At 70.8% G+C, this 21,822-nt stretch carries 22 protein-coding genes and 1 pseudogene; 16 read left to right on the top strand and 7 right to left on the bottom strand.

Annotated features, from left to right (window positions below; genetic code table 11):
• The first annotated feature begins 147 nt into the window (after nucleotides 1-147).
• On the top strand, nucleotides 148-1,752 hold the full coding sequence (locus tag IPK81_23940) for a peptide ABC transporter substrate-binding protein (protein ID QQS12485.1): 1,605 nt from the start codon (nucleotides 148-150) through the stop codon (nucleotides 1,750-1,752).
• A gap of 73 nt (nucleotides 1,753-1,825) precedes the next feature.
• Here IPK81_23940 and IPK81_23935 read toward each other — a convergent pair whose 3' ends face one another.
• A complete protein-coding gene (locus IPK81_23935; GenBank protein QQS12484.1) occupies nucleotides 1,826-2,806 on the bottom strand; it encodes a tripartite tricarboxylate transporter substrate binding protein in 981 nt (326 codons plus the stop codon).
• A gap of 145 nt (nucleotides 2,807-2,951) precedes the next feature.
• On the opposite strand from IPK81_23935, the gene IPK81_23930 reads away from it, so the two are divergent.
• From IPK81_23930 to IPK81_23915, 4 genes are all read left to right on the top strand, one after another.
• Entirely contained in the window at nucleotides 2,952-4,382 is a 1,431-nt protein-coding gene (locus tag IPK81_23930; GenBank protein QQS12483.1) for an amidase family protein, read from the top strand.
• A 25-nt stretch (nucleotides 4,383-4,407) separates the two neighbouring features.
• On the top strand, nucleotides 4,408-5,160 hold the full coding sequence (locus IPK81_23925; protein ID QQS15246.1) for an amidohydrolase family protein: 753 nt from the start codon (nucleotides 4,408-4,410) through the stop codon (nucleotides 5,158-5,160).
• A 27-nt stretch (nucleotides 5,161-5,187) separates the two neighbouring features.
• The gene (locus tag IPK81_23920; protein ID QQS12482.1) at nucleotides 5,188-5,583 is read left to right on the top strand and encodes a hypothetical protein; all 396 of its coding nucleotides are present in this window, start codon (nucleotides 5,188-5,190) and stop codon (nucleotides 5,581-5,583) included.
• A 92-nt stretch (nucleotides 5,584-5,675) separates the two neighbouring features.
• A complete protein-coding gene (locus IPK81_23915) occupies nucleotides 5,676-6,662 on the top strand; it encodes a tripartite tricarboxylate transporter substrate binding protein (protein ID QQS12481.1) in 987 nt (328 codons plus the stop codon).
• Nucleotides 6,663-6,701: 39 nt separating this feature from the next.
• Here the strand turns inward: IPK81_23915 and IPK81_23910 are convergent, their stop codons facing one another.
• Nucleotides 6,702-7,220 (bottom strand): tripartite tricarboxylate transporter substrate binding protein, encoded by a 519-nt coding sequence (locus IPK81_23910; protein QQS12480.1) that lies wholly within the window; start codon nucleotides 7,218-7,220, stop codon nucleotides 6,702-6,704.
• A complete protein-coding gene (locus tag IPK81_23905; protein QQS12479.1) occupies nucleotides 7,163-7,666 on the bottom strand; it encodes a hypothetical protein in 504 nt (167 codons plus the stop codon). The genes IPK81_23910 and IPK81_23905 overlap by 58 nt, the downstream gene beginning before the upstream one ends.
• On the opposite strand from IPK81_23905, the gene IPK81_23900 reads away from it, so the two are divergent.
• From IPK81_23900 to IPK81_23875, 6 genes and pseudogenes are all read left to right on the top strand, one after another.
• Entirely contained in the window at nucleotides 7,652-8,746 is a 1,095-nt protein-coding gene (locus IPK81_23900; protein ID QQS12478.1) for a 3-hydroxyacyl-CoA dehydrogenase, read from the top strand. The two genes, IPK81_23905 and IPK81_23900, sit on opposite strands and share 15 nt — an antisense overlap.
• Before the next feature lie 90 nt (nucleotides 8,747-8,836).
• Nucleotides 8,837-9,859 carry a ferredoxin--NADP reductase gene (locus IPK81_23895; protein QQS12477.1) on the top strand — a complete coding sequence of 341 codons (1,023 nt, stop codon included), beginning with the start codon at nucleotides 8,837-8,839 and terminating at the stop codon, nucleotides 9,857-9,859.
• Between the two features lie 158 nt (nucleotides 9,860-10,017).
• The gene (locus tag IPK81_23890) at nucleotides 10,018-10,800 is read left to right on the top strand and encodes an alpha/beta fold hydrolase (GenBank protein QQS12476.1); all 783 of its coding nucleotides are present in this window, start codon (nucleotides 10,018-10,020) and stop codon (nucleotides 10,798-10,800) included.
• Nucleotides 10,801-10,836: 36 nt separating this feature from the next.
• Nucleotides 10,837-12,072, top strand: coding sequence for an LLM class flavin-dependent oxidoreductase (locus IPK81_23885; protein ID QQS12475.1), 1,236 nt, complete (start codon nucleotides 10,837-10,839; stop codon nucleotides 12,070-12,072).
• A 94-nt stretch (nucleotides 12,073-12,166) separates the two neighbouring features.
• Nucleotides 12,167-12,952, top strand: coding sequence for a citryl-CoA lyase (locus IPK81_23880; GenBank protein ID QQS12474.1), 786 nt, complete (start codon nucleotides 12,167-12,169; stop codon nucleotides 12,950-12,952).
• 190 nt (nucleotides 12,953-13,142) lie between these two features.
• Nucleotides 13,143-13,226: pseudogene (locus IPK81_23875) on the top strand (helix-turn-helix domain-containing protein).
• Nucleotides 13,227-13,352: 126 nt separating this feature from the next.
• On the opposite strand, the gene IPK81_23870 reads toward IPK81_23875, so the two are convergent.
• Nucleotides 13,353-14,150, bottom strand: a complete 798-nt coding sequence (locus tag IPK81_23870; protein ID QQS15245.1) for a TIGR03084 family protein — start codon at nucleotides 14,148-14,150, stop codon at nucleotides 13,353-13,355.
• Between the two features lie 185 nt (nucleotides 14,151-14,335).
• On the opposite strand from IPK81_23870, the gene IPK81_23865 reads away from it, so the two are divergent.
• Genes IPK81_23865 through IPK81_23850 form a run of 4 tightly spaced genes read left to right on the top strand, consistent with a single transcriptional unit; the run spans nucleotide 14,336 to nucleotide 17,160 of the window.
• Nucleotides 14,336-15,100 carry an alpha/beta fold hydrolase gene (locus IPK81_23865; protein ID QQS12473.1) on the top strand — a complete coding sequence of 255 codons (765 nt, stop codon included), beginning with the start codon at nucleotides 14,336-14,338 and terminating at the stop codon, nucleotides 15,098-15,100.
• 19 nt (nucleotides 15,101-15,119) lie between these two features.
• Nucleotides 15,120-16,037 (top strand): LLM class flavin-dependent oxidoreductase, encoded by a 918-nt coding sequence (locus IPK81_23860; protein QQS12472.1) that lies wholly within the window; start codon nucleotides 15,120-15,122, stop codon nucleotides 16,035-16,037.
• Nucleotides 16,034-16,327: a hypothetical protein gene (locus tag IPK81_23855; protein ID QQS12471.1), complete on the top strand. Its 294-nt coding sequence runs from the start codon at nucleotides 16,034-16,036 to the stop codon at nucleotides 16,325-16,327. Before IPK81_23860 ends, IPK81_23855 begins: the two co-directional genes overlap by 4 nt.
• A 5-nt stretch (nucleotides 16,328-16,332) precedes the next feature.
• Complete coding sequence (locus IPK81_23850; protein QQS12470.1) at nucleotides 16,333-17,160, top strand: isocitrate lyase/phosphoenolpyruvate mutase family protein; 828 nt, start codon at nucleotides 16,333-16,335, stop codon at nucleotides 17,158-17,160.
• A 12-nt stretch (nucleotides 17,161-17,172) separates the two neighbouring features.
• Here the strand turns inward: IPK81_23850 and IPK81_23845 are convergent, their stop codons facing one another.
• Together IPK81_23845 and IPK81_23840 are read right to left on the bottom strand one after the other, a co-directional pair.
• Nucleotides 17,173-18,252 (bottom strand): amidohydrolase, encoded by a 1,080-nt coding sequence (locus IPK81_23845; GenBank protein QQS12469.1) that lies wholly within the window; start codon nucleotides 18,250-18,252, stop codon nucleotides 17,173-17,175.
• A 296-nt stretch (nucleotides 18,253-18,548) separates the two neighbouring features.
• The gene (locus tag IPK81_23840; protein QQS12468.1) at nucleotides 18,549-20,096 is read right to left on the bottom strand and encodes a hypothetical protein; all 1,548 of its coding nucleotides are present in this window, start codon (nucleotides 20,094-20,096) and stop codon (nucleotides 18,549-18,551) included.
• A gap of 306 nt (nucleotides 20,097-20,402) precedes the next feature.
• On the opposite strand from IPK81_23840, the gene IPK81_23835 reads away from it, so the two are divergent.
• Nucleotides 20,403-21,470 carry a hypothetical protein gene (locus tag IPK81_23835; protein ID QQS12467.1) on the top strand — a complete coding sequence of 356 codons (1,068 nt, stop codon included), beginning with the start codon at nucleotides 20,403-20,405 and terminating at the stop codon, nucleotides 21,468-21,470.
• Between the two features lie 20 nt (nucleotides 21,471-21,490).
• Here IPK81_23835 and IPK81_23830 read toward each other — a convergent pair whose 3' ends face one another.
• The gene (locus IPK81_23830; GenBank protein ID QQS12466.1) at nucleotides 21,491-21,820 is read right to left on the bottom strand and encodes a hypothetical protein; all 330 of its coding nucleotides are present in this window, start codon (nucleotides 21,818-21,820) and stop codon (nucleotides 21,491-21,493) included.
• Between the last annotated feature and the right edge of the window lie 2 nt (nucleotides 21,821-21,822).

Genomic DNA, 21,822 nt, shown 5'->3' with positions numbered 1-21,822 from the left:
CTCCACGGCGCGCGGCGCGTCGTCGGCAGGTGCGCGCCGCGATCATCCCGTGCTAGCGTCCGCCGGACAAGACCGGTCGTAGCCGGCGTCGAGGAAACCCGGCCGGGTCCCAACGAGGACCGGCTCAAACATTGGAGAAGAAACGAGATGGGTGACAGGACACGCACGTTCCTCGCGGCGGGATTCGCCGCCGCGGTCGCCGCCGTCCCGGCGCTGGCGCAGAAGCACGGCGGCACGCTGAGCATCGCGCACCGCGACAATCCACCGAGCGCCTCGATCCACGAGGAGGCGACGATCTCGGTGAACATGCCGTTCATGCCGGTGTTCAACAACCTGCTGATGTTCGATCCGAACGAGAAGATCAACACCGTCGACAAGCTGACGCCGGAGCTGGCGACGAGCTGGGCGTGGAACGCGGAGTACACCAAGCTCACGTTCAAGCTGCGCGAAGGCGTCAAGTGGCACGACGGCAAGCCGTTCACCAGCAAGGACGTCGTCTGCACCTTCATGGGCCTGACCGGCAAGATCGAGCAGAAGGGTCCCGAGGCGCAGCGCAAGAACCCGCGCAAGGTCTGGTACGGCAACCTCAAGGAGGTCAAGGCGGCCGGCGATCTCGAGGTCGTGTTCGAGCTCGAGCGGCCGCAGCCGTCGATGCTCGCGATGCTCGCGGCCGGCTACTCGCCGGTCTACCCCTGCCACGTGCCGGCGCGCGACATGCGCACCAAGCCGATCGGCACCGGCCCGTTCAAGATGGTCGACTTCAAGCGCAACGAGTCGATCCGGCTGGAGCGCAACAAGGACTACTGGAGGAAGGGCTATCCCTACCTCGACGCGATCGACTGGAAGATCGTGCCCAACCGCTCGACCCGCATCCTCGGTTTCGTGTCCGGGCAGTTCGACCTGACCTTCGACTCGGACGTCACCTTCCCCATGCTCAAGGACGTCAAGGAGCAGGCGCCGAAGGCGATGTGCGAGGCCCGGCCGACCAACGTCAACGCCAACCTGCTGGTCAACCGCGAATCCGCGCCGTTCGACAATCCGAAGGTCCGCTCAGCGATGCTGCTGGCGCTGGACCGCAAGTCGATGATCCAGATCATCAGCCAGGGCCACGAGAAGGTCGGGGCCTCGATGCTGCCGGGTCCGGAGGGCACGTGGAGCATGCCACTCGAGGAGATCGTCAAGTTGCCGGGCTACGGCACCGACCTCGAGAAGAACCTGGCCGAGGGCCGCAAGATCATGGAGGAGCTGGGCTACAGCGCCGCCAAGCCGCTCAAGGTCAAAGTCGCCACCCGCAACATCGCGATCTACCGCGACCCGGCGGTGATCCTGATCGACCAGCTGAAGAAGATCCACATCGAGGGCGAACTCGATCCGATCGACACGGCGGTCTGGTACTCCAAGGTGCTCAAGAAGGACTACCAGGTCGGCATGAACCTGACGGGCCTGGGTCTCGACGATCCGGACACGAACTTCTACGAGAACTTCAGCTGCGGATCGGAGCGCAACTACACGGGCTACTGCAACAAGGAGGTCGACAAGCTGATCGACGCCCAGTCGCGCGAGACCGACCGTGAGAAGCGCAAGAAGCTGGTGTGGGAGGTCGAGAAGGCGCTGGTGGTCGACGCCGCCCGGCCGGTGATCTCGCACGGCATCGGCAACACATGCTGGCAGCCGGCGCTCAAGGGCCTCGTGCTCCAGCACAACGGCATCTACAACGGCTGGCGCATGGAGCGGATCTGGCTGGAGCGCTGACGCGTCGTCCCACGCACGAAACGAGGCGCGACGCCGGCCGAGAGGCCGGCGTCGTCGTGTCCACGCCGTCGCGTCACTCCGGCTTGATGCCGGCCGCCACCATCACCGGCCCCCAGATCCGTTCCTGCTCGTCGAGCCACGCCTCCAGGATCTCGGGCGTGCCGGGCATGGCGACGAAGCCGCGCTTGCGCATCTGCTCGGCGACGGCGGGCGATCCGGTGACGGCGGTCAGCGTCCCGTTGAGCCGACGCACGATCGCCTTCGGGGTCGACGACGGCACCGCGAGCGTGTAGACGATCGCGCCCTCGACGTCGCCGCATCCCATCTCGCGGAAGGTCGGCACGTCCGGCGCCAGCGGCGAGCGCTCCTTCGACGCCAGCGCGTAGGGCCTCAGACGCTTGTCGGCGAAATACGCCTCGACGCTGCTGAGGCTGGAGACGCCGAGCTGGATGTGCCCGCCGAGCAGGTCGGCGACCAGCGGACCGGTGCCCTTGAACGGCACGTGCGTCAGGCGCGTGCCGTTGAGCAGGCCGAACTGTTCGCCCGCGAGATGCATCGGCGTGGTGACGCCGGCGGTGCCGAACTGCACCCTGCCCGGCTCGGCCTTGGCCGCCGCGAGGACCGCCTTGACGTCGGCCCATGGCGCGTTGGCCGATCCGACCAGCACCGATTCCTGCTTGCCGAGGAATCCGAACGTCGCGAACGCCGTCTTCGGATCGTAGCCCAGCTTGGCGATCATGTAGGGGAACAGCCGCAGATTCCCGCCGCTGACCAGGATCGCGTAGCCGTCGCCCGGAAGCTTGGCGACGTACTCGTGCGCCAGATTGCTGCCGGCGCCGGGCTTGTTCTCGATGACGATGCTCTGGCCCAGCCGCTCCTTGAGCGGTTCCGCCAGCATGCGCGCCAGCGCGTCGGTGCCGCCGCCCGGCGGGAACGGCACCACCAGCCGGATCGGCTGCCGCGACGGATAGGCGTCGGCCTGGGCCAGCGCCGGCACGGCCGGCGCCGCGCCGAGCGCCGCCAGCGCCCCGCGCCGCGTGAGTCCACGGATCATCTCGTCCCCTCCCCGAGCGGCTTGCGTTCCGCCCTCGACGGTAGACCGTGCGCCGGACGCGCACCACCATCGCCGGCTTGGCGCTTTCCCGCCCCGCCGGGCGCCGGCTATGGTCGCGCCAATGGAATCGAGGGAAGGGACGCCGATGGCCGCGACCGAGCTCTGGAAATGGACCGCCGTCGACCTGGCGCAGGCGATACGCACGCGCAAGGTCTCCAGCCGCGAGGCGACGCAGGCGATCGTCGACCGCATGCGCGACGTCAACCCCAAGCTCAACGCCGTCGTGCAGGATCTCGGCGACCAGGCGCTGTCGCAGGCCAGCGCCGCCGACGAGGCGGCGCGCCGCGGCGAGACGCTCGGGCCGCTGCACGGCGTGCCGGTGACGATCAAGGAGAACGTCGACCAGAAGGGCCTGCCCACCGTCAACGGCATCGCCGCCTTCAAGGACGCCATCGCCAAGGACGACAACCCCGTCGTCGCCAACTGGACCAGGGCCGGCGCCATCACCATCGGCCGCACCAACGCGCCGGCCTTCTCGCTGCGCTGGCACACCGACAACGACGCCCGCGGGCGCACCTACAATCCGTGGAGCCGGATCCGCACGCCCGGCGGCTCGTCGGGCGGCGCCTCGGCGGCGCTGGCGGTCGGCATCGCGCCGCTGGCGCACGGCAACGACTACGGCGGCTCGATCCGCTTCCCGGCCTACACCTGCGGTCTGGCGGGCATCCGGCCGACCCAGGGGCGCGTGCCGGCATGGAATCCCGGCGCCGCCGCCGAGCGCCTTCCGACCAACCAGCTGATGGCGGTCAACGGACCGCTGGCGCGCACCGTGCGCGACTTACGGCTCGGCCTAGCGGCCATGACCGCGCGCGACGCGCGCGATCCGATCTGGGCGCCGGCGCCGCTGGAGGGACCGCCGGTGGCGAAGCCGATCCGTGTCGCGATGGTCGTGGAGTCGCCGGGCCTGTACGTGCATCCCGATGTCGCCGCCGCGATCCGCAAGGCGGGCAAGACGTTGGCAGACGCCGGCTACAAGGTCGAGGAGGTCCAGCCGCCGTCGATCGAAGGCGCGTCGCGGCTGTGGCAGAAGCTGGTGTTTGGCGAATCGCGCCACGTCATGCGCGAGACCATCGAGAAGCTGGCCGACGCCGACGCCCGGAAGGCGTTGTCGCTGTGGCTCGAGGTCGAGCCCGATCTCTCGCTCAAGGACTACATGCTCGGTCTCGCCGAGGTGCTGACGCACCGGCGCGCCTGGAGCGTCTTCATGGAGACCTACCCGCTTGTGCTCGGCCCGAACTCCGGCGACCTGCCGTTCGAGGTCGGGTTCGACCACGACACCGCCGACCGGCTGCGCCATGTCCTGCGCGCCCAGGCCTTGATGACGGCGGTCAACCTGCTCGGCCTGCCGTCGGTCGCCGTGCCCGTCGGGCTGGCCGCCGTGCCCGACGCGCCGAACGGCCTCCCGCTGGGCGTGCAGATCGTGGCCGGGCGCTACCGCGAGGATCTGGCGCTCGACGCCGCCGAGATCGTCGAGGCCGTGCACGGCATCGAGACGCCGGTCGACCCGGCGTGGTGAGCGGCGGACGGGCCGCCACGTGCCGCTGTTCGACGCGCATTTCCACATCGTCGATCCGCGCTTCCCGTTGATCGCCAACGACGGCTACCTGCCGCCGCCCCATGTCGTCGACGAGTACCGCGCCGCCACCGCGGCGCTCGACGTGCGCGGCGGCGCGGTGGTGTCGGCGTCGTTCCAGGGATTCGACCAGACCTACCTGCTGGCGGCGCTGCGCGCGCTCGGCCCGGGCTTCGTCGGCGTGGCGCAGCTCGAGACCGACGCGCCGGCCGCGTCGATCCGCGCCCTCGACGCCGCCGGTGTGCGCGCCCTGCGCTTCAACCTGTTCCGCGGCGGCGTCCGCGACTTCGACGGGATCGAGGCGTTCGCCCGCCGCGTCCACGACCTCACCGGCTGGCACGCCGAGTTCTACGTCGACGGCGCGTCGCTGGCGCCGATCGCCGCGCGCCTCGCGGGATTGCCGCGGATCGTCATCGACCATCTCGGCATGACGGCCGACGCCCTGCCCCGCGTGCTCGACCTCGTCGCCGGCGGCGCCAAGGTGAAGGCCACGGGGTTCGGACGCGTCTCGCTCGACGTGGCCGCGACGCTGCGCGCCATCGCCGACGTCGACGACACCGCCCTGATGTTCGGCACCGACCTGCCGTCGACCCGCGCGCGCCGGCCGTTCGAGGCGGCCGACGTCGCGCTGCTGCGCGCCGCGCTCGGCCCGGAACGCGCGGCGAAGGCGATGTGGTCCAACGCGCTGGACCTCTACCGTCCCGCAGGCGAGGTCGCGTAGGCTCCCGGATCGACGCGGAGGCACCGCATGGACGACAAATCGCCCGAAGGCCGCGTGGCGGCGTTCTTCGACCAGTTCAACGACGCCTTCGCGTCGTTCAAGGGCGAGCGCGTGGCCGCGCTGTACCACGCGCCGGGCATCGCGTTGCGCGGCGGCGGCGCCATCGACGTCGTCCCCACGACGCGGGCGATCGCGACGTTCTTCCAGGCGGCGCTCGACGAGTACCACCGCGAGGGCGCGCGGACATGCGCGTGGCGCGATCTGTCGGTGGTCGAGATGGGGTCGAAAGCCGTGCTCGCGACCGTCACCTGGGCGTTGCTCGACGCCGCCGGCGCGAACGTGCGCACATGGCGGCAATCCTACAATCTCGTGCGCGTCGACGACGGCTGGCGCGTCTACGCCTCCACCTACCACGAAGCCTGACAATGCCCTTTCGGAAGGCCGGGGCCGCGAGGCCGCTTGACGATCACCGCGCTTTGCCCCGTGATCGACGAAACACCGGAGGACAGCCCGTCATGAAACTACGCCGCCGCGCCCTGCTCTCGACCGTTCCCGCGATCGGGGCCGCCATCGCCGCGCCCGCGGTCCTCGGGCAGGCCGCGCCATGGCCGACCAAACCGGTCCGCATCCTGATCCCGTTCGCGCCCGGCGGCACCTCGGACATCCTCGCCCGGCTGCTCCAGCCGAGGCTGCAGGAGGCGCTGGGGCAGTCCGTGCTGGTCGAGAACCGGCCGGGCGCCAACGGCAACATCGCCGTCGACATGGTCGCGAAATCGGCGCCCGACGGCACGACGTTCGTGCTCACCGACCTCGGCAGCCTCGCGATCTCGCCGAGCGTGACAAAGGTGCCGTTCGATCTCGCCAAGGATTTCGCGCCGGTGACGGTGCTGGCCTACTCGCCGCACATGCTGGCGGTGCGGCCCGACCATCCCGCCAACTCGGCGGTCGAGCTGATCGCCTACGCCAAGGCCAACCCCGGCAAGCTCAACAACGCCACGGCCGGTCTGGGCAGCGCGCCGCATCTCGCCGGCGCCCGCTTCGCCCACGAGCTCGGCATCAAATGGACCTACGTGCCGATGAAGGGCGGCGCCGAGGCGGTGCAGCAGGTCGCCGGCAGCCACGCCGATCTGGTGTTCAACGGCATGGTCGCGACGCTGCCGCACGTGAAGAGCGGCAAGCTCAAGGGGCTGGCCGTCTCCAGCGCCAAGCGCCATCCGTTGGCCCCCGACCTGCCGACGATCGCCGAGGCCAGCGGCCTGAAGGATTTCGTCACCGGCTCGTGGCAGGGGTTTCTGTCGGCCGCCGGCACGCCGGCCGAGATCACGGCGCGCCTGCACGCGGAAATCGTCAAGATCGTCGCCATGCCCGACGTCGCCAAGCGCTTCCAGGAGCTCGGCGCCGAGCCGGTGCTGAGCAAGCCGGCCGACGCCAACACCTGGCTGCAGGCCGAATCGGCGCTGTGGGCGAAGGTCGTGAAGGACGCCGGCATCAAGCTGGAATAGGCGGCCGGACGCGCGCCGCGCCCGGCCCCGCCGCCGGCCTCAGACCGGCGGCTTGATGCCGGCTTCCTTGATGACGGCGCGCCAGCGCGCCGTCTCGGAACGCAGCCGCTCGGCGTAGGCCTCCGGCGTGCCGCCGGTGGGGATGAAGCCGAGCGTGCCCAGCCGCTCACGCACCGCCGGCTGCTTGAGCGCGGCGTTGATCGCCGCGTTGTACCTGGCGATCAGCGGCGCCGGCGTACCGGCCGTGGCCGCGACGCCGAAATACACCGCCGCCTCGAGGTCCTTCATGCCGAGCTCGGCCGCCGTCGGCACGTCCGGCGTGGCCGCCACCCGCTCCGGCGCGCCGACGATCAGACCGCGCATCTTTCCGGCGCGGATCTGCTGGTCGATCGGCGTCGTGGTGTCCATGAACGCCGGCACATGGCCGGCCAGCACGTCGCGCAGCGCGTCGGCTGCACCCTTGTAGGGCACGTGCTCCATCAGGCGGCCCAGCCGCAAGTTCAGCAGCTCGCCCCACAGATGCGGCAGCGCGCCCGTGCTGGAGGTCGCGAACGGCACCGGCGGCTTCTGCGTCTTGAGCCAGCCTCGAACTCTTTGAGCGTCTTCGCCGGGTGGGTCGAGGCGACGGCGAACAGCACGGGGATGTCGGCGAGCTGGCTGACCGTCACCAGGTCCTTCTGGGGGTCGATCGGCAGCTTCATGTCGAAGGCCGGCAGCAACGCCGCCGTCGTGGTCATCAGCAGCAGCGAGGAGCCGTCCGGCTTGGCGCTGGCGACGTTCTGCATGCCGACCATCGTGCCGCCGCCGGGGCGGTTCTCGACGATGACGGTCTGGCCCAGATCGGCCGACATGCGCTCCGAAAGCACGCGCGCCGCGGTGTCGGTCGATCCGCCGGGCGCGTAGGGCACCACCAGCCGGATCTGGCCGCCCTGGGCCCACGCGCCGCCTCCGGCCGCCGCCGCCGCGACCCCCGCCGCCGTTCCCAACAGATGTCTGCGAAGCATGGTGTCCTCCATCGTTCCGGGCGCCTTCTCCCACATCGCGCGCGCCGCCGCAGCGTCCGTCGCGCCGCTTCCGCGCATTCCTTCCTTGCGCGTGCGGCGCGTCGGGAGGCTACAGTGGCGGCCCTTCCCACCACCACACGGAGCCTCGACGTGCCGGAATCCCCTCAACGCGCGGTCGTCGTCGGCGGCGGCGTCATGGGCGCGGGCATCGCCGCGATCTTCGTGGCCGGCGGCTGGCGCACCGACGTGGTGTCGCGTTCGGCCGCGACCCGCGACGCCGTGCCCGGCAATATCGCGCGCTGCCTCGCGGCGCTGGGCAAGCCGGCGGACCTGTCGCGCCTGACGACGATGGCGACGCTGGCGGAGGTCCCCTGGAGCGAGGTCGACATGGTCGTCGAGGCGGTCACCGAGGATCTGGCGCTCAAGCGCGCCGTCTTCGCCGACCTCGAGCGCCTCGCGCGACCGCACACGCCGCTGACCAGCAACGCCTCCAGCTTCCCGATCAGCGCCATCGCCGAGGGGCTGGCGACGCAGGACCGCATGCTCGGGCTGCACTTCTTCATGCCCGCCCATCTCGTGCCGCTGGTCGAGGTCGTCCGCTCCGTCCACTCCGACCCGGCCGTCGCCGAGGCGGTCGGCGCGATGATGACGTCGCTGGGCAAGCGGCCGGTGCAGGTCCGCAAGGACATCGTCGGCTTCCTCGGCAACCGCATCCAGGCGGCGTTGATGCGCGAGGCCTTGTGGTTGATCGAGAGCGGCGTCGCCTCGGCCGAGGACGTCGACGCCACGGTGCGGCTGTCTTTCGGCTTCCGCTACGCCGCCGCCGGCCCGATCCTGCAGAAGGAGCATTCCGGCTGGGACACGACCTGCGCCGTCTCCAAGATCATCTGGCCCGATTTGACCAACGCAGACGGGCCGCCGCCCGTGCTCCAGCGCAACGTCGACGAGGGCCGGATCGGCTTCAAAACCGGCCGCGGCTTCTTCGACTGGACCCCCGAGACCATCGCCGCCGAGCGCGTCCGCTACGAGCGCGCCCTGTTGAAGTGCATGGAGATTTTCCGCGAGGAAGGCGTGATCTGAGCGCCGGAACGGACCGATTCTTTCGGCTGGCCGGCCGCCGCCGGCTCGCCTAAACATCGGCGGTCCGAAGCCGACCCGTCCGGAGCCCGCATGTCGTACCACAAGCTGCGCGTCGCCAAGATCGTCCAGGAGACGGCCGACGCGCGTTCCTTCGTCCTCGAGATCCCCGCCGATCTGCGCGCCCGTTTCGCCTACAAGGCCGGCCAGTTCCTGACCTTCCGCGTGCCGCATCCCGACGGCGCCTTCGCGCGGTGCTACTCGCTGTCCAGCGCGCCGGAGACCGACGGCGCCCCCAAGGTGACGGTCAAGCGCGTGGTCGGCGGCAAGGGGTCGAACTGGTTCCACGACGGGCTCAAGGAAGGCGAGACGCTGGACGTCATGGCGCCGGCGGGCCGCTTCGTGCTCGGCGCCGGCGAGGCGCCGCTGCTGCTGTTCGGCGGCGGCAGCGGCATCACGCCGATGATGGCGATCATCAAGAGCGCGCTGGCGACCACGAAGCGGCGGATGCGGCTGTTCTACGCCAACCGCGACCGTGACTCGATCATCTTCCGCGCCGAGTTCGACGCGCTGGCCGCGGCCCATCCCGGCCGGCTCGATGTGCTCCACCACCTCGACGCCGAGCAGGGCCTGACCCAGGCCGACGAGATCAAGGCGGCGATGTCGGGCTTCGAGGACGCCGAGGCCTACCTCTGCGGACCGGGCCCGTTCATGAACCTCGTGGAGACCACGCTGCTGGCGGCCGGCATGCCGCGCGAGCGCGTGCTGATCGAGCGCTTCGAGGCCTCGGGCAACGCCGCCGTGCCCAGCGCGCCGGTCGAGGACGACGCCGTGGTGCCGGACCACGTCACGATCCACTTCGAGGGCAAGATCCACCGCGTGCCCTACGCCAGGGGCAAGACCCTGCTGCAGGCCGCGCGCGACGCCGGGCTGTCGCCCAACTCGGCCTGCGAGGAGGGTTTCTGCGCCTCCTGCGCCGCCAAGACGATCAAGGGCCGCATCGTGCTGGCCAACAACGAGATCTACACCGAGAGCGACCTCGCCAGCGGCTGGATCCTGACCTGCCAGGGCCACGCCTACGGCGAGGAGGTCGAGATCAACTACGACGTCGTGTAGGCGGCGGCGCGGCCCGCTCTCCGTGTTTGGCGGGAGAAGGAAAACACGGCGGCGGCGCATGGCCGACCTGCCCTGACGCCGTGCCGGCGTCGGGTCGCGCACGTTGACTCGCCCGGCCCGCGTTGCGAGCGTTCCCGTCAACGGGATGGGAGAACGCGATGACGGTGGCGTGGGTGGAATCCGACCGCGAGGTGGCGGGCGGCACGGTCAAGACGATGCGCGCCGGCAAGGGTACGCCGCTGCTGCTGCTGCACCACGACATCGGCACGCTCGAGCAGACGCCGTTGCTCGAGGCGCTGACGGCGCAATACGACGTCATCCTGCCGCACCATCCCGGCTTCGGCCGCTCGCCGCGACCGGAATGGATGCGCTCGACCCGCGACGTCGCCGTCATGTACCGCGCCCTCCTCGCCGATCTCGGCGTCGAACGGCCGTTGCTGGTCGGCCTCGGCTTCGGCGGCTGGATCGCGGCCGAGATGGCGACCATGGCGCCGCGCGACCTCCGCGGTCTGGTCCTGGTCGGCGCCATGGGCGTCAAACCGCCGGAGGGCTACATCCTCGACCAGGCGCTGGTGAGCTACATCGAATACGCGCGCGCCGGCTTCAAGACAGACGCCGCCTTCGCCGCGGCCTACGGCGCCGAGCCCAGCACCGACCAGCTCGAGCAATGGGACATCTGCCGCGAGATGAGCTTCCGCATCGCGTGGAAGCCCTACATGTACAGCCAGACGCTGCCGCATCTGCTGGCCGGCGTGAAGGCGCCGGCGCTGGTGGTGTGGGGCGACGACGACAAGGTCGTGCCGGCGAGCGCCGGCAAGGTCTACGCCGCTTCCCTGCCCGCCGCGCGACTCGAGACGGTGCGCGACTGCGGTCACTGCGTCGACATGGAGCGTCCCGCCGAGCTGGCGGCGCTCGTGGCCGCCTTCGCCGCCAAGCTCTGACCGCCCTTCCCGTTCGGCCCGAACCCGGAGCCAGCCATGCACCTGATGTACTTCACCGAGCAGCCGATGTCGGCCTACGACCCCAAGAAGGGTCTGGATTTCGGCGCCACGGCGCTGATGTTCTCCAACAGCAACTTCGATCCCGTCGCCGGCTCGCGGCTCTACAACGAGTATCTCGAGCAATACGTGCTGGCCGAGGAGGTCGGCGTCGACGGCATCATGCTGAACGAGCACCACAACGCGCCGTTCTGCATGCAGGCCAAGGCCAACGTGTTCGCCTCGGTGCTGGCCGGCGTCACCAAGCGCGTCAAGATCGTCATGCTCGGCAACCCGCTGCCGTTGTCGGAGGACCCGATCCGCCTGGCCGAGGAGCTGGCGATGATCGACATGATCTCCAAGGGCCGCCTGGTGTCCGGCTTCGTGCGCGGCGGCGGCCAGGAGCAGCTCGCGACCGGCGTGAACCCCGCCTACAACCGCGAGCGCTTCGAGGAGGCGCACGACCTGATCGTCAAGACGTGGACCCAGCCCGGCCCGTTCCGCTGGGAGGGCACGCACTACCAGCAGCGCGTCGTGAACCCCTGGGCCGTGCCGCTGCAGAAGCCCTATCCGCGCGTCTGGATCCCCGGCGTGGTCAGCCGCGAGACCATCGTCTGGGCGGCGCGGCAGCGCTATCCCTACATCGCGCTCAACACCGCGATCGACGCCACGAAGCAGATCTGGAAGACCTACGACGACGCCGCGCTCGAGGCCGGCTACGTCTCCGGCCCGGAGAACCGCGGCTACCTCGCCCGCGTGCACGTCGCGGAGACCGAGGAGAAAGCGCTGCGCAACGCGCGCGAGTTCATGTGGATGCAGGGCGAGTTCACCGGCTTGGCGCATCCCGTGTGGTCGAGCCCGTCCGGCTACTTCTCGCCCAGCCAGCGGCGCAATTTCGTCGAGTTCGCGTCGGGGCGCGCCGTGTCGCCGCGCGGCCGGCCGACCTTCGAGCAGCAGATCGCCGACGGCATGATCATGGCCGGCACGCCCAAGCAGGTGCTGCCGCGGCTGCGCCATCTGCTGGAGGAGACGCGGCCGGGCATCCTCGCGATCTGGGGCAACGACGGCAACGTCAGCCACGAGGACAGCAAGACCTGCATCCGGCTGCTCGGCACCGAGGTCATGCCGGCGCTGCGCGAGTACGCAAAGGAGCTCGACCTCAAGAGCCCGTTCGAGGCCGACGCGCCGGTGTCGATCGCCTACTCCAAGGATCTGCGCAAGGCCGCCGCCGAGTAGGCGCACGCGCCGCCGGACCGCTTCCTATCGACACGCGCCGCGCCCGCCGCGGCGCGTGTTCCCGTTCAGCGCCACGTCAGCGGAGGAGACCGCCATGGCCCGCAAGCAGAACCCGATCCGCTCGGACATCGCCTGGAGCAACCGCGAGCGCATCGTGGTGCGCGGCAAGGATCTGCCGAACGAGGTCATCGGCCACATGAACCTCGGCGATTTCGCCTTCCTCCAGCTCACCGGCCGGACCGCGACGCCCGACCAGTCGCGGCTGTTCAACGCCATCCTCGTCACCCTGGTCGAGCACGGGCTGACGCCCAGCGTGATCGCCGCGCGCCTGACCTACGCCGGCGCGCCGGAGTCGATGCAGGCGGCGGTCGCCGCCGGACTCTGCGGCCTGGGCAGCGTGTTCGTCGGCAGCATGGAGGGCGCCGCCCGTCTGCTCTACGAGGCCCTGCCGAAAGGGACGACAGGCGCCGACCTGCCGTCGCTGGCGCGCGACATCGTCGCCCGCGAAGGCGCGGCCAAGCGCATCCTGCCGGGCATGGGCCATCCCATCCACAAGCCGGTCGATCCGCGCGCGCCCAGGCTGTTCGCGCTGGCGGCGGAATGCGGCATGGCCGGCGACTACACGAGGCTGATCCAGCTCGTCGCCGAGGAGGCGGAGCGCGTGTCGGGCAAGTCGCTGCCGGTCAACGCCACCGGCGCCATCGGCGCGATCTGCTGCGAGTTCGGCTTCCCCGTCGCGGCCGTGCGCGGCTTCGGCGTCATGGCCCGCGCCGTCGGCCTGGTCGGCCACATCCTCGAGGAGAGCGAGCGGCCGATGGCGCAGGAGATCTGGCTCCGCACCGAGGACGAGGCCAGCGCCCACATGCGCCCGCCGGGGTGACGCGGGAGGCCGGCGCGCGCCGCCGGCGGGCGCTTCAATCGTCAGGAGGCACCCCACCCATCTCGTCATCCCGAGCGCAGCGAGGGCCTGAGTTCACAAACGAGGCGCAACACCAGCTTAAGGTGTTGCCATGGGTACACGATACGACCACCTCGACCTCGACGAGCGGTGCGAGATTGCCCGCCTTCGACAAGCCGGCCAGTCGATCCGCCAGATCGCTGCAGCTGTGGATCGCGCGCCATCGACCATCTCGCGCGAGCTGAGGCGCAACAGCGGGACCACGGTCGGCTACAGGCCGGCCTACGCCCAGGAGCAGGTCCGCGCCTGGCTCCCTCGCTGCGCTCGGGATGACCGCGTGGACGGATCGAGCGGGCGCCCGTCCGTTAGAGCCGAGCGGATGTCATATCGCCATCCGCCGCGAGCCCGGCGCGGGTGGCTCCTCGGGCGGGCCGGCGAAGCACTGGGCGATGGACATCCAGTCGACCGCCGCCGCGCCGGTCACGACGAGACGCGTGTCGGCGACGTTGCGGGTCTGCGTGACGACCTGGCAGAACTCCAGCGCCTCGCCCTCGACCATGCCGGAGCGCGACTCCGCCAACCACTCCCACACCGCGCCCGACGGCGCCGTCAGCCGCACCCGTGGCGGGTCCGGCGGCACCGGCAGGCCGCGGTTCACGTAGGTCCAGCCGAAGGTCCGCACGCCGATCTCGGCGATGTTGCGCAGCCGGTCCGTCGGCGCGCGCGTGCGGCCGAGCAGATCGTAGATCGCCTGGCCATGCGACCAGATCTCCATCTGGCGCGCGGTCGTGAACATGCGCACGCCCATGTCGGGACCGGCCCAGGTCAGACGCGCTTTCGGATCGCGCGCGTCCAGCGCGTCGCACAGCGAGGCGAGCGTCTCGCGCCAACGCGCCAGCAGGCGCGGCCCCGTCAGGTCGCCTAGGCGCTGGCGCGTCTCCTGCACGCGCGTCAACCCGCTCTCGCGCTTGGCGCGCATGTCGGCGGCCAGCGCCTTGAACTCGACGGGATCGCGCGCCGACGCCGCCGCCAGAAGATCGCCGGCATGCAGGTGCTGGACGACATCGTTGATCGTCCACGCCTTGAACAGCGTGGCGCGGTCCCAGTCCGCCGCCGGCAGCGTCGCGAGCTGCGCGTGCAGTTCGTCGGCCTCGGCGCGCAGGTCGGTCACTTCTCGCAGCATCGGCGTATCGGCTCCCTGTTCGCGCCCCCAGCGTCGCAAGCCCGGTCGCGAACGGCAAGCCGACGCGGACATGCGCGGCGCACAACGCTCCCGCGCACGCCGCGGTCCGTCGCCGGTTTGACTCGCCGTGGTCGCGGCTGCGACGCTCCACGCGAGTTCGGATGTCGGCGGAGAATGCGGCGGTGGCGATCATCCAGGTGGCGGGTGTCGATCTCGATGTGGCGGAAAGCGGCACCGGCCGCCCGCTGCTGTTCCTGCACGAGGGCGAGGGCCCGGCGACCGGTCGTCCGTGGTTCGATCTGCTGGCGCGGCGCTTCCGCGTCGTCGCGCCGTCGCATCCCGGCTTCGGCCGCTCCGCCCTGCCCGACGGCATCGGGACGGTCGACGACCTCGCCTACCTCTATCTCGACCTCGCCGCCAAGCTCGACCTGCGCGACGCGGTCCTGGTCGGCGCCTGCTTCGGCGGCTGGATCGCCGCCGAGATGGCGGTGCGCGACACCAGGCGGTTCTCCAAACTCGCGCTGGCGGCCCCGCTGGGCATCAAGGTCGGCGGCCCGCTGGAGCGCGACATCGCCGACATGCACGGCATGGTGCGCGAGGAATTCACGCGCCGCGCCTGGGCGGTGCCGGCCCGCGGCGCGGTCGACCACAAGGCGCTGCCGGAGACCGAGCTGGCGGCAATCGCCCGCGGCCGCGAGGCCTTGGCGCTGTTCGGCTGGAAGCCCTACATGCACAACCCCCGCCTGAAGCGCTGGCTGCACCGGATCGACCTGCCGACCCTGCTGCTGTGGGGCGCCGCCGACGGCATCGTCGCCCCCGCCTACGGCGCGGCGTGGCGCGCCGAGATCGCCGGCGCCACCATGACGACGCTGGACGATTGCGGCCACTATCCCCTCTGGGAGCAACCCGACGCGGCCGTCGCCGCGCTGGCGGCGTTCGCCGCCTGAACCGACCGGGAGAACCGCGATGCGCGTCTGGTACTTCTCGGAGATGGCCTACCATCCCGTCTGGGAGGAAGGCCTCAAGCGCGGCTCGCTGCGCGTCGACCTGCCGAACGGGCTGTTCGACCCGGCCGAGGGCACGCGGCTGCTGAACCGCTATCTCGACGAGTTCCGGCTGTGCGACGAGGTCGGGCTCGACATCATGGTCAACGAGCACCACAGCACGGCGACCTGCCTGACGGTGTCGGCGCCGATGGCGCTGGCGATCCTCGCGCGCGAGACGAAGAACGCGCGTCTGTTGTCGCTCGGCTCGCCGGTCGCCAACCGGCCCGACCCCGTGCGCGTGGCCGAGGAGATGGCGTGGATCGACGTGCTGTCGGGCGGCCGGCTGGAGATGGGGCTGGTGAAGGGCGCGCCGTACGAGATCGCGCCCGCCAACAGCAACCCGGCGCGGCTGATGCGGCGCTACTGGGAGGCGCACGACCTGATCCTCAAGGCGCTGTCGACGACGTCCGGGCCGTTCAACTGGGAGGGCGAGTACTTCCACTACCGCAACGTCAACATCTGGCCGCGGCCGGTGCAGCAGCCGACCCCGCCGGTGTGGATGACCGGGTTGAGCGCCGAGACGGGACGGCTCGCCGCCGAGCGCGGCCACGTCGTCGGCACGCTGCTGTCGGGCGGCGTCGCCAAGCCGATGTTCGAGGCCTACCGCGCGCGGGCCCGCGAGCTGGGCTGGGTCGCCGGCCCGGACCGCTTCGCCTACGCCGCCTGCATCGGCGTCGGCGCGACCCGCGCCGAGGGCCACCGCCGCGCCCATCTCATCGCAGACTACGTGCGCACCGCCGCGACCGTGCACGAGCCGTTCACCAACCCGCCGGGCTACAACTCGGTCAACGCCAACGTCGCCATGCTGAAGGCCGGGCCGGCAAGGGCGGCTTCGTGAAGGACCGCGCCGGCAACCCGGTCGACCAGACAACGGCCACGGTCGAGGAGTTCATCGCCACCGACACCGTGTTCGCCGGCACGCCGGACGACGTGTGCGCCCAGATCAAGGATTTCAACGACCGCATGGGCGGCGTCGGGCACCTGCTGTTCTTCGGCCAGGGCGGCCACCTCGACCACCGCGACACGGTCGAGAACATCACGCTCTTCGCCAAGGAGGTGTTCCCGCGTCTCAAGGACCTCAACGCCGGCCGCGAGGCCACCGCCGGGCGGCCGATGGCGGCGGAGTGACGGCGGTGCGCACGCAGGCCGCGAAAGCCGCGCTCTTCCGCGACCTGCACCAGCGGCCCGGCATCCTGCTGCTGCCCAATCCGTGGGACGCGGGCACGGCGAAGATCCTGGAGTCGCTGGGCTTCGAGGCGCTGGCGACCACCAGCCTCGGGCTGGCCAACACGCTGGGCCGGCCGGACGGCGACGGCAGCGTCAGCCGCGCCGAGCTGTTGGCGAACTGCCGCCTGATCAGCTCGGCCACGGAACTGCCGGTCAACGCCGACCTCGAGAACGGCTACGCCGACGACCCCGACGCCGCCGCCTCGATCATCCGCGACGCGGCGGCGAACGGCATCGTCGGCGGCTCGATCGAGGACGCGACGGGCGATCCGGCGCGGCCGATCTACGCGTTCGACCACGCCGTCGCCCGCGTGCGTGGCGCCGTCGCGGTGGCGCGATCGCTGCCTTTCCCGTTCACCCTGACCGCGCGGGCCGAGAACCTGCTGCATGGGCGGGACGACCTCGACGACACCATCCGTCGCCTGCGCGCCTTCGAGGCGGCCGGCGCGGACGTGCTCTACGCGCCGGGCCTGCGCGACCTCGACACCATCCGTCGCGTCGTGTCGTCGGTCGGCAAGCCGGTCAACGTCGTCATGAGCATGGCCGATCCGGCCCTCACGGCCGAGGACCTCGCCGGCGTCGGCGTCAAACGCGTCAGCGTCGGCGGCTCGCTGTCGCGGCTGGCGTTGGCGGCGTTCATCAAGGGCGCCCGCGACATGAAGGAGCGCGGCTCGTTCAAGTGGATGCACGACACCGTGCCGACGCGCGAACTGAGGAGGATCTTCAAGCCCTGACGCGCCGCCGGCTCAGGCCGCGGCGCCATCGATGCCGTAGAACGCCGCGCAGGTGTCGCCCAGGATCAGATCCTTCTCGCGCGCGGTCAGGAACGGACAGTAGCGCCTGATATAGTCCAGCGACTGCTTGTAGGTGCAGAACCGCTCGACGTTCGGCATGTCGGAGCCCCACACCAACCGGTCCGCGCCGAGCTGGTCGCGCATGTCGGCGATCAGCGCCTGCGCCTCCGGATAAGGGTAGTCCCAGACGCCGCCGTAGGTGATCGGAAACACCACCTCCAGCACCAGCTTCTCGTGCCGGTACAACCGCCGCAGTTCGGTCGGAAAGTCGTAGCGGCCGTTCGGCGCGAAATACGCGACCGGGGGGCTCATCGCGAGATGCACGCGCAAGGTCGGATACCGGTCCAGCACGCGCCCGAACGCCACGATATGCGCCATGTAACCCGCCATGTCGTAGCCCGGGCCGGAGCCGAACTCGAGGCACAGCGCGATGCCGCGCCGCACCAGCTTGTCCCAGAACGGCTCCATCTCCGGCGCGTCGAGCGGCCACGGAAAGCCGTGGCGGCTCAGCGAATCGACGTTGAAGTAGAGGCCGCGCAGTCCGAGCGCGGTGAAGGCGTGATCGATCTCCGCGAGCTGCGCCGGTCGCCCCGCCATCGCCTCGTCGACATGCATCAGGCCGGTCATGCGCCCGGGGTAGCGCCGCCCGGAATCGGCATTCATCTCCGTCATCGCGCCATAGCCGCCGCCGGCCTGCAGCACGCAATGGTCGACACCGGCGTTCATCATCTGCGCCAGCATCAGCTCCGGTGGCGCGACGAGCTCCTGCATGCCCGCGGGCATGTACTGGATGCCGTAGGCCTCGCCGTCATGCGTGAACTCCAGGCGGCCGAAGCGGCCGACGCGGAAGTCGACGTCGGCGAGGCCGCCCCAGCCCTCGTCGCCGGCGCGGAACAGCGCCTTGGTGTCGGCGCGCGCCGTCGCGCAGGCGGAACGTCGGCGCCACGGTGCGGGTGACGACCTTCTGGAGGTAGCTCTTGTGGATCGCGCCGGTGGGATGCCCGCAGGCGCCGCTCCACGGCGCGAACACATGGGCGTGGCAGTCGACGATCATGCGGGTTCTCCGAGCCGGTCAGCCGGATGCACGCCCCTAGGAGCGCCGTCCTCAGACTCCCTGCCCCCTTGTGGGGGAGGGCTGGGGCGGGGGGGTGAGGCCGGTCGCGATGTTCGACATGCAGCCGCGTCCGTAGCGCGATGAAGTTTAACATCGTGCGACGGTACCCCCCACCCCAACCCTCCTCCACAAGGGGGAGGGAGCATGAGAATCGATCTGCGTGGAGACAAAGATCGAGTTGCCCTAGGTGGTGGAGAGGGGAAAAAAGCCCGCCTCAGAAATAGAACGTCGCGCGCGCGCTCGCGCCCAGCGTGGTGTGCGAGCCGTAGCCGACGCGCGCGCCGCCGGTGCCGTTGGCCGTGCCGGCGGGATCGGCGAACTCCAGCCGCGGGCTGTTGCCGCTGTGGGCGACGTTCAACGCCAGGCCGAGCGTCACGCCCGGCGCCGCGTACTCGACGCCGACGGTGCCGGCCAGGCCGACGCCCGTCTTGTCGCCCGACAGCTTGCCGCGACGCGACTCCGGATCGACCGCCGGCACGAAGGTCGACCACTCGCCCGATCCACGGCTGATCTGCAACGCCACGCTGCCCTCGCCGACCAGCGCGAAGCCGCCGCCCAGAGCCTGGCGCGCCCGCACGCCGAGCATCGGCGCGTAGGTGGTGGCGCGCACGTCGCTGGACTGGTTGAACGTCGTGAACGCCGGCGCGCCGATCCCCAGCGCCAGCTGGTCCTCGACCGACGTGCGCGACACCCGGAAGCCGACGAACGGGGTCACGGTGGCCGTCGCCATGACGAAGACCGCGCCGATCCGTGCCTCGCCGCCGAAATCGGCGAAGCGCGAACTCTGCCGGATATCGGACAGCGGTGATCCCGTGAAATAGCCGCCGAACGGCGCGAACGCGGTCTGCGGCGAGAACAGGCCTGTCGTCGCGCCCGGCGGCGGCGTGAACAGGTCCTGGGCGCCGGAGCTGTTGCCGTCGACGCGCCACGCCCGCGCCTCCGCCATCATGCGCCGGCCGGGGCCGAGGAACGGCGCCACGAACGTGGCGCCGAAGGTGCCGGCGAACTGCGTCGCGACCGTGTCGTTGCGCATGCGGATGGCAGGAAACCCGAGCACCACGCCGCCCAGCTCGGTGCGGAAGTAGGTCGATGACGGCCGGTCGAGATAGGCCGGCCCGGCGTCGGCCGAGGCGTAGAACTGGGTTCCCACCACGCCGGCGGAGGATTGCTTCTCGCACTTCTCCGGCCGTGGCGGAAACGGCCGGCTCCGGTGCTCGCTATCGAAGTCGTTGACCGCCCTCGCCGCCCGCTCGGCGCGACTGAGGAGTGCCTTGTACGCGGTCGCGTGGCCCAAGGCGCGCGCCAGCCCCGCCGCGTCCGCGAACCCGGCGGTGCGCTGTCGGAGGCGCTGCTCGATGGTGTCGGGATTCCCGCCGGGCAGTCCATGGGCGCCGCGGAAACTCTCGGCCGCCGCGCGGTGCGCCTCCACTTCCCGGACCAGCGCCGCCCTCGTCCGTTCGAACTCCCGTACCCACCGGTCGTAGGCCTCCGGATGGCAGTTGTGTGCCGCGCTTTCGATGCCCAGGTTTATGCGGAAGAGGCTGAAGGTGAAGTCGGTCGCCGACACCGCGACGGTCGTCGCCCCCGGGGGCAGGACCACCACCAGCGGACGGTACGAGATGGTGCTTCCCGGATTGGGATCGACGTACACGGCGGTCGGGCTCTCGCCATCGGCACGCACGACCGCCTGCCCTTTGGCGTCGGTCTGCACCGAGACGGTCGCGGAGGCAGGGTGCTCGGTGGTCACCCTGACCCCGGACACGGGCGCGCCGCCGTCCCCAGTCACGGTCACAGTGATAGGCGGCGGCGTCTGGGCCGCCACGGAAACCACCGACGCGAAACCCAACGCGAATGCACCAAGAAAAGCGTGGCGCATGCGATCCCCCGCGTCCAACGGCATCCCCCGATGCCGCCCTTGTTAAAACGATAGCGCACAAACGGGACGGCATGCAGCGCTCCGCCCCGCCGGGCTGCGCGATACGCCCTCGCGCTCGACCCCGGTTTCTTCTATCGTCCGCAAATTCAGGGGCGAGCGCGCCCGCGCGGGGCGCCGGGGAGCGTAGAGTAGATGTCCGCGCAACAATCGCTGCCGGCGCCTTTGCTGGCGCAGATCGTCCGTGCCATCCATGGCGAGCGGGAATTGAATGGCTGCATGATCGGCTACAGCCGGCTCGGCGCCTGCCGCACGCTCCACCGCGGCATGACGCCGGCGGTCAATTTCCGCGACAAGCTCGTCATCGTCGACCACGGCTCAGCGCCCGCGGGCCGGATCGAGGCGCGGCAGGTGCCGAGCGCGGCGACCACCACCGCCCAGGCGCCGGGATACGAGAGCAACATCAGCAAGCTCGGCCCGGAGCTGATCGGCGTCGGCATCAACCTGCTGGCGTTCACCGTCTCGCTGGTCGGCGTCGGCGGCGGCGCCGCGTCGACCCCGGCGAGCGGACCCGTCGGCGTGGCGGTCGCCGTCGCGTCCTGGACCGGGCTCGCGACGTCGACCGTGCAGACGTCCAACGCCATCATCCGCCTCTGGCGGATGGCGCTCGACCCTTACGGGAACCAGCTTCAGGAGTGGGATGGCAACGCGTCGTACGGCAATGTCATCACGACGGTCGACGCCATCGGTCTCGTGGCGCTGGGAACCGTGGCCGGCGCGGCGGCCCGGACCGCGGTGATGGCCGCCGCGTCGCGCCACAGCGCCCTGATGCGCGGCATGACGCCGGCGAAGATCCAGGCGATGCCCAAGGCGGCGCGCGAGCAATTCCTCAAGGGCGTCCACGCCCAGATCGTCAGCACGCCGGCCGGCAAGGCGCAGCTCGAGGCCGCGCTCAAAGCGGCGAAGGTCACGATGGCCGGCGCCGGCCGCGAGCGGCACGCCGTGAAGCTCGCCAACCTGATCAGCCCGATCGCGCAGCAGCGGCTCCAGCGGTCGGTCGGCCGCATCGTCGCGGCGCAGCTCGCGCGCCATACGCTGACGACAACGGACGGCCGCGTCACCGCCCTCTCGCTCGGGGCCAATGTCACCGATTCAAGCGTCGTCGGGTCGTCGAGCGGCTCGCTGAACACGCTGGTCACGGGACCGGACCAGCGCAAATGGCTGAGGGAGGCGATCTCCATCCACGTCCTGCAACGGCAGTAGCCGGCTCGCGGCGGGGGTCGCTACGGCCCCTTCTTCACCGGCGTCCAGCCGCGCGCCTTCATGCAGTTCTCCATCAAGCGCCCGGAACGGTTGCTGTCGTCGCGCTGCGCCATCTGGGTCGGCAGCATCGTGCGTCCCGACCGCTCGTCGTAGCGGCCCAGCGTCGTCTGCCGGTCGTCGACGATGTTGCGCTCGCGGCGCATCATCTCGTCGACCTGCGCGCGGCACGCCGCCTCCTCGGCCTTGAACTGCTCCTCGGTGGCTCCCTGGCGCGTGAAGTCGCGCGCGGCGCAGGCGCCGAGCGCGAGCGCGGCGGCCAGCGCCGAGGCCAGAAGTCCGAACCTGCCCATCG

Source organism: Rhodospirillales bacterium, from assembly GCA_016699855.1.
Lineage (GTDB): Bacteria > Pseudomonadota > Alphaproteobacteria > Reyranellales > Reyranellaceae.
Note: the sequence above shows the minus strand (reverse complement) of the source record. Positions and strands in the feature narration are given on the sequence as shown.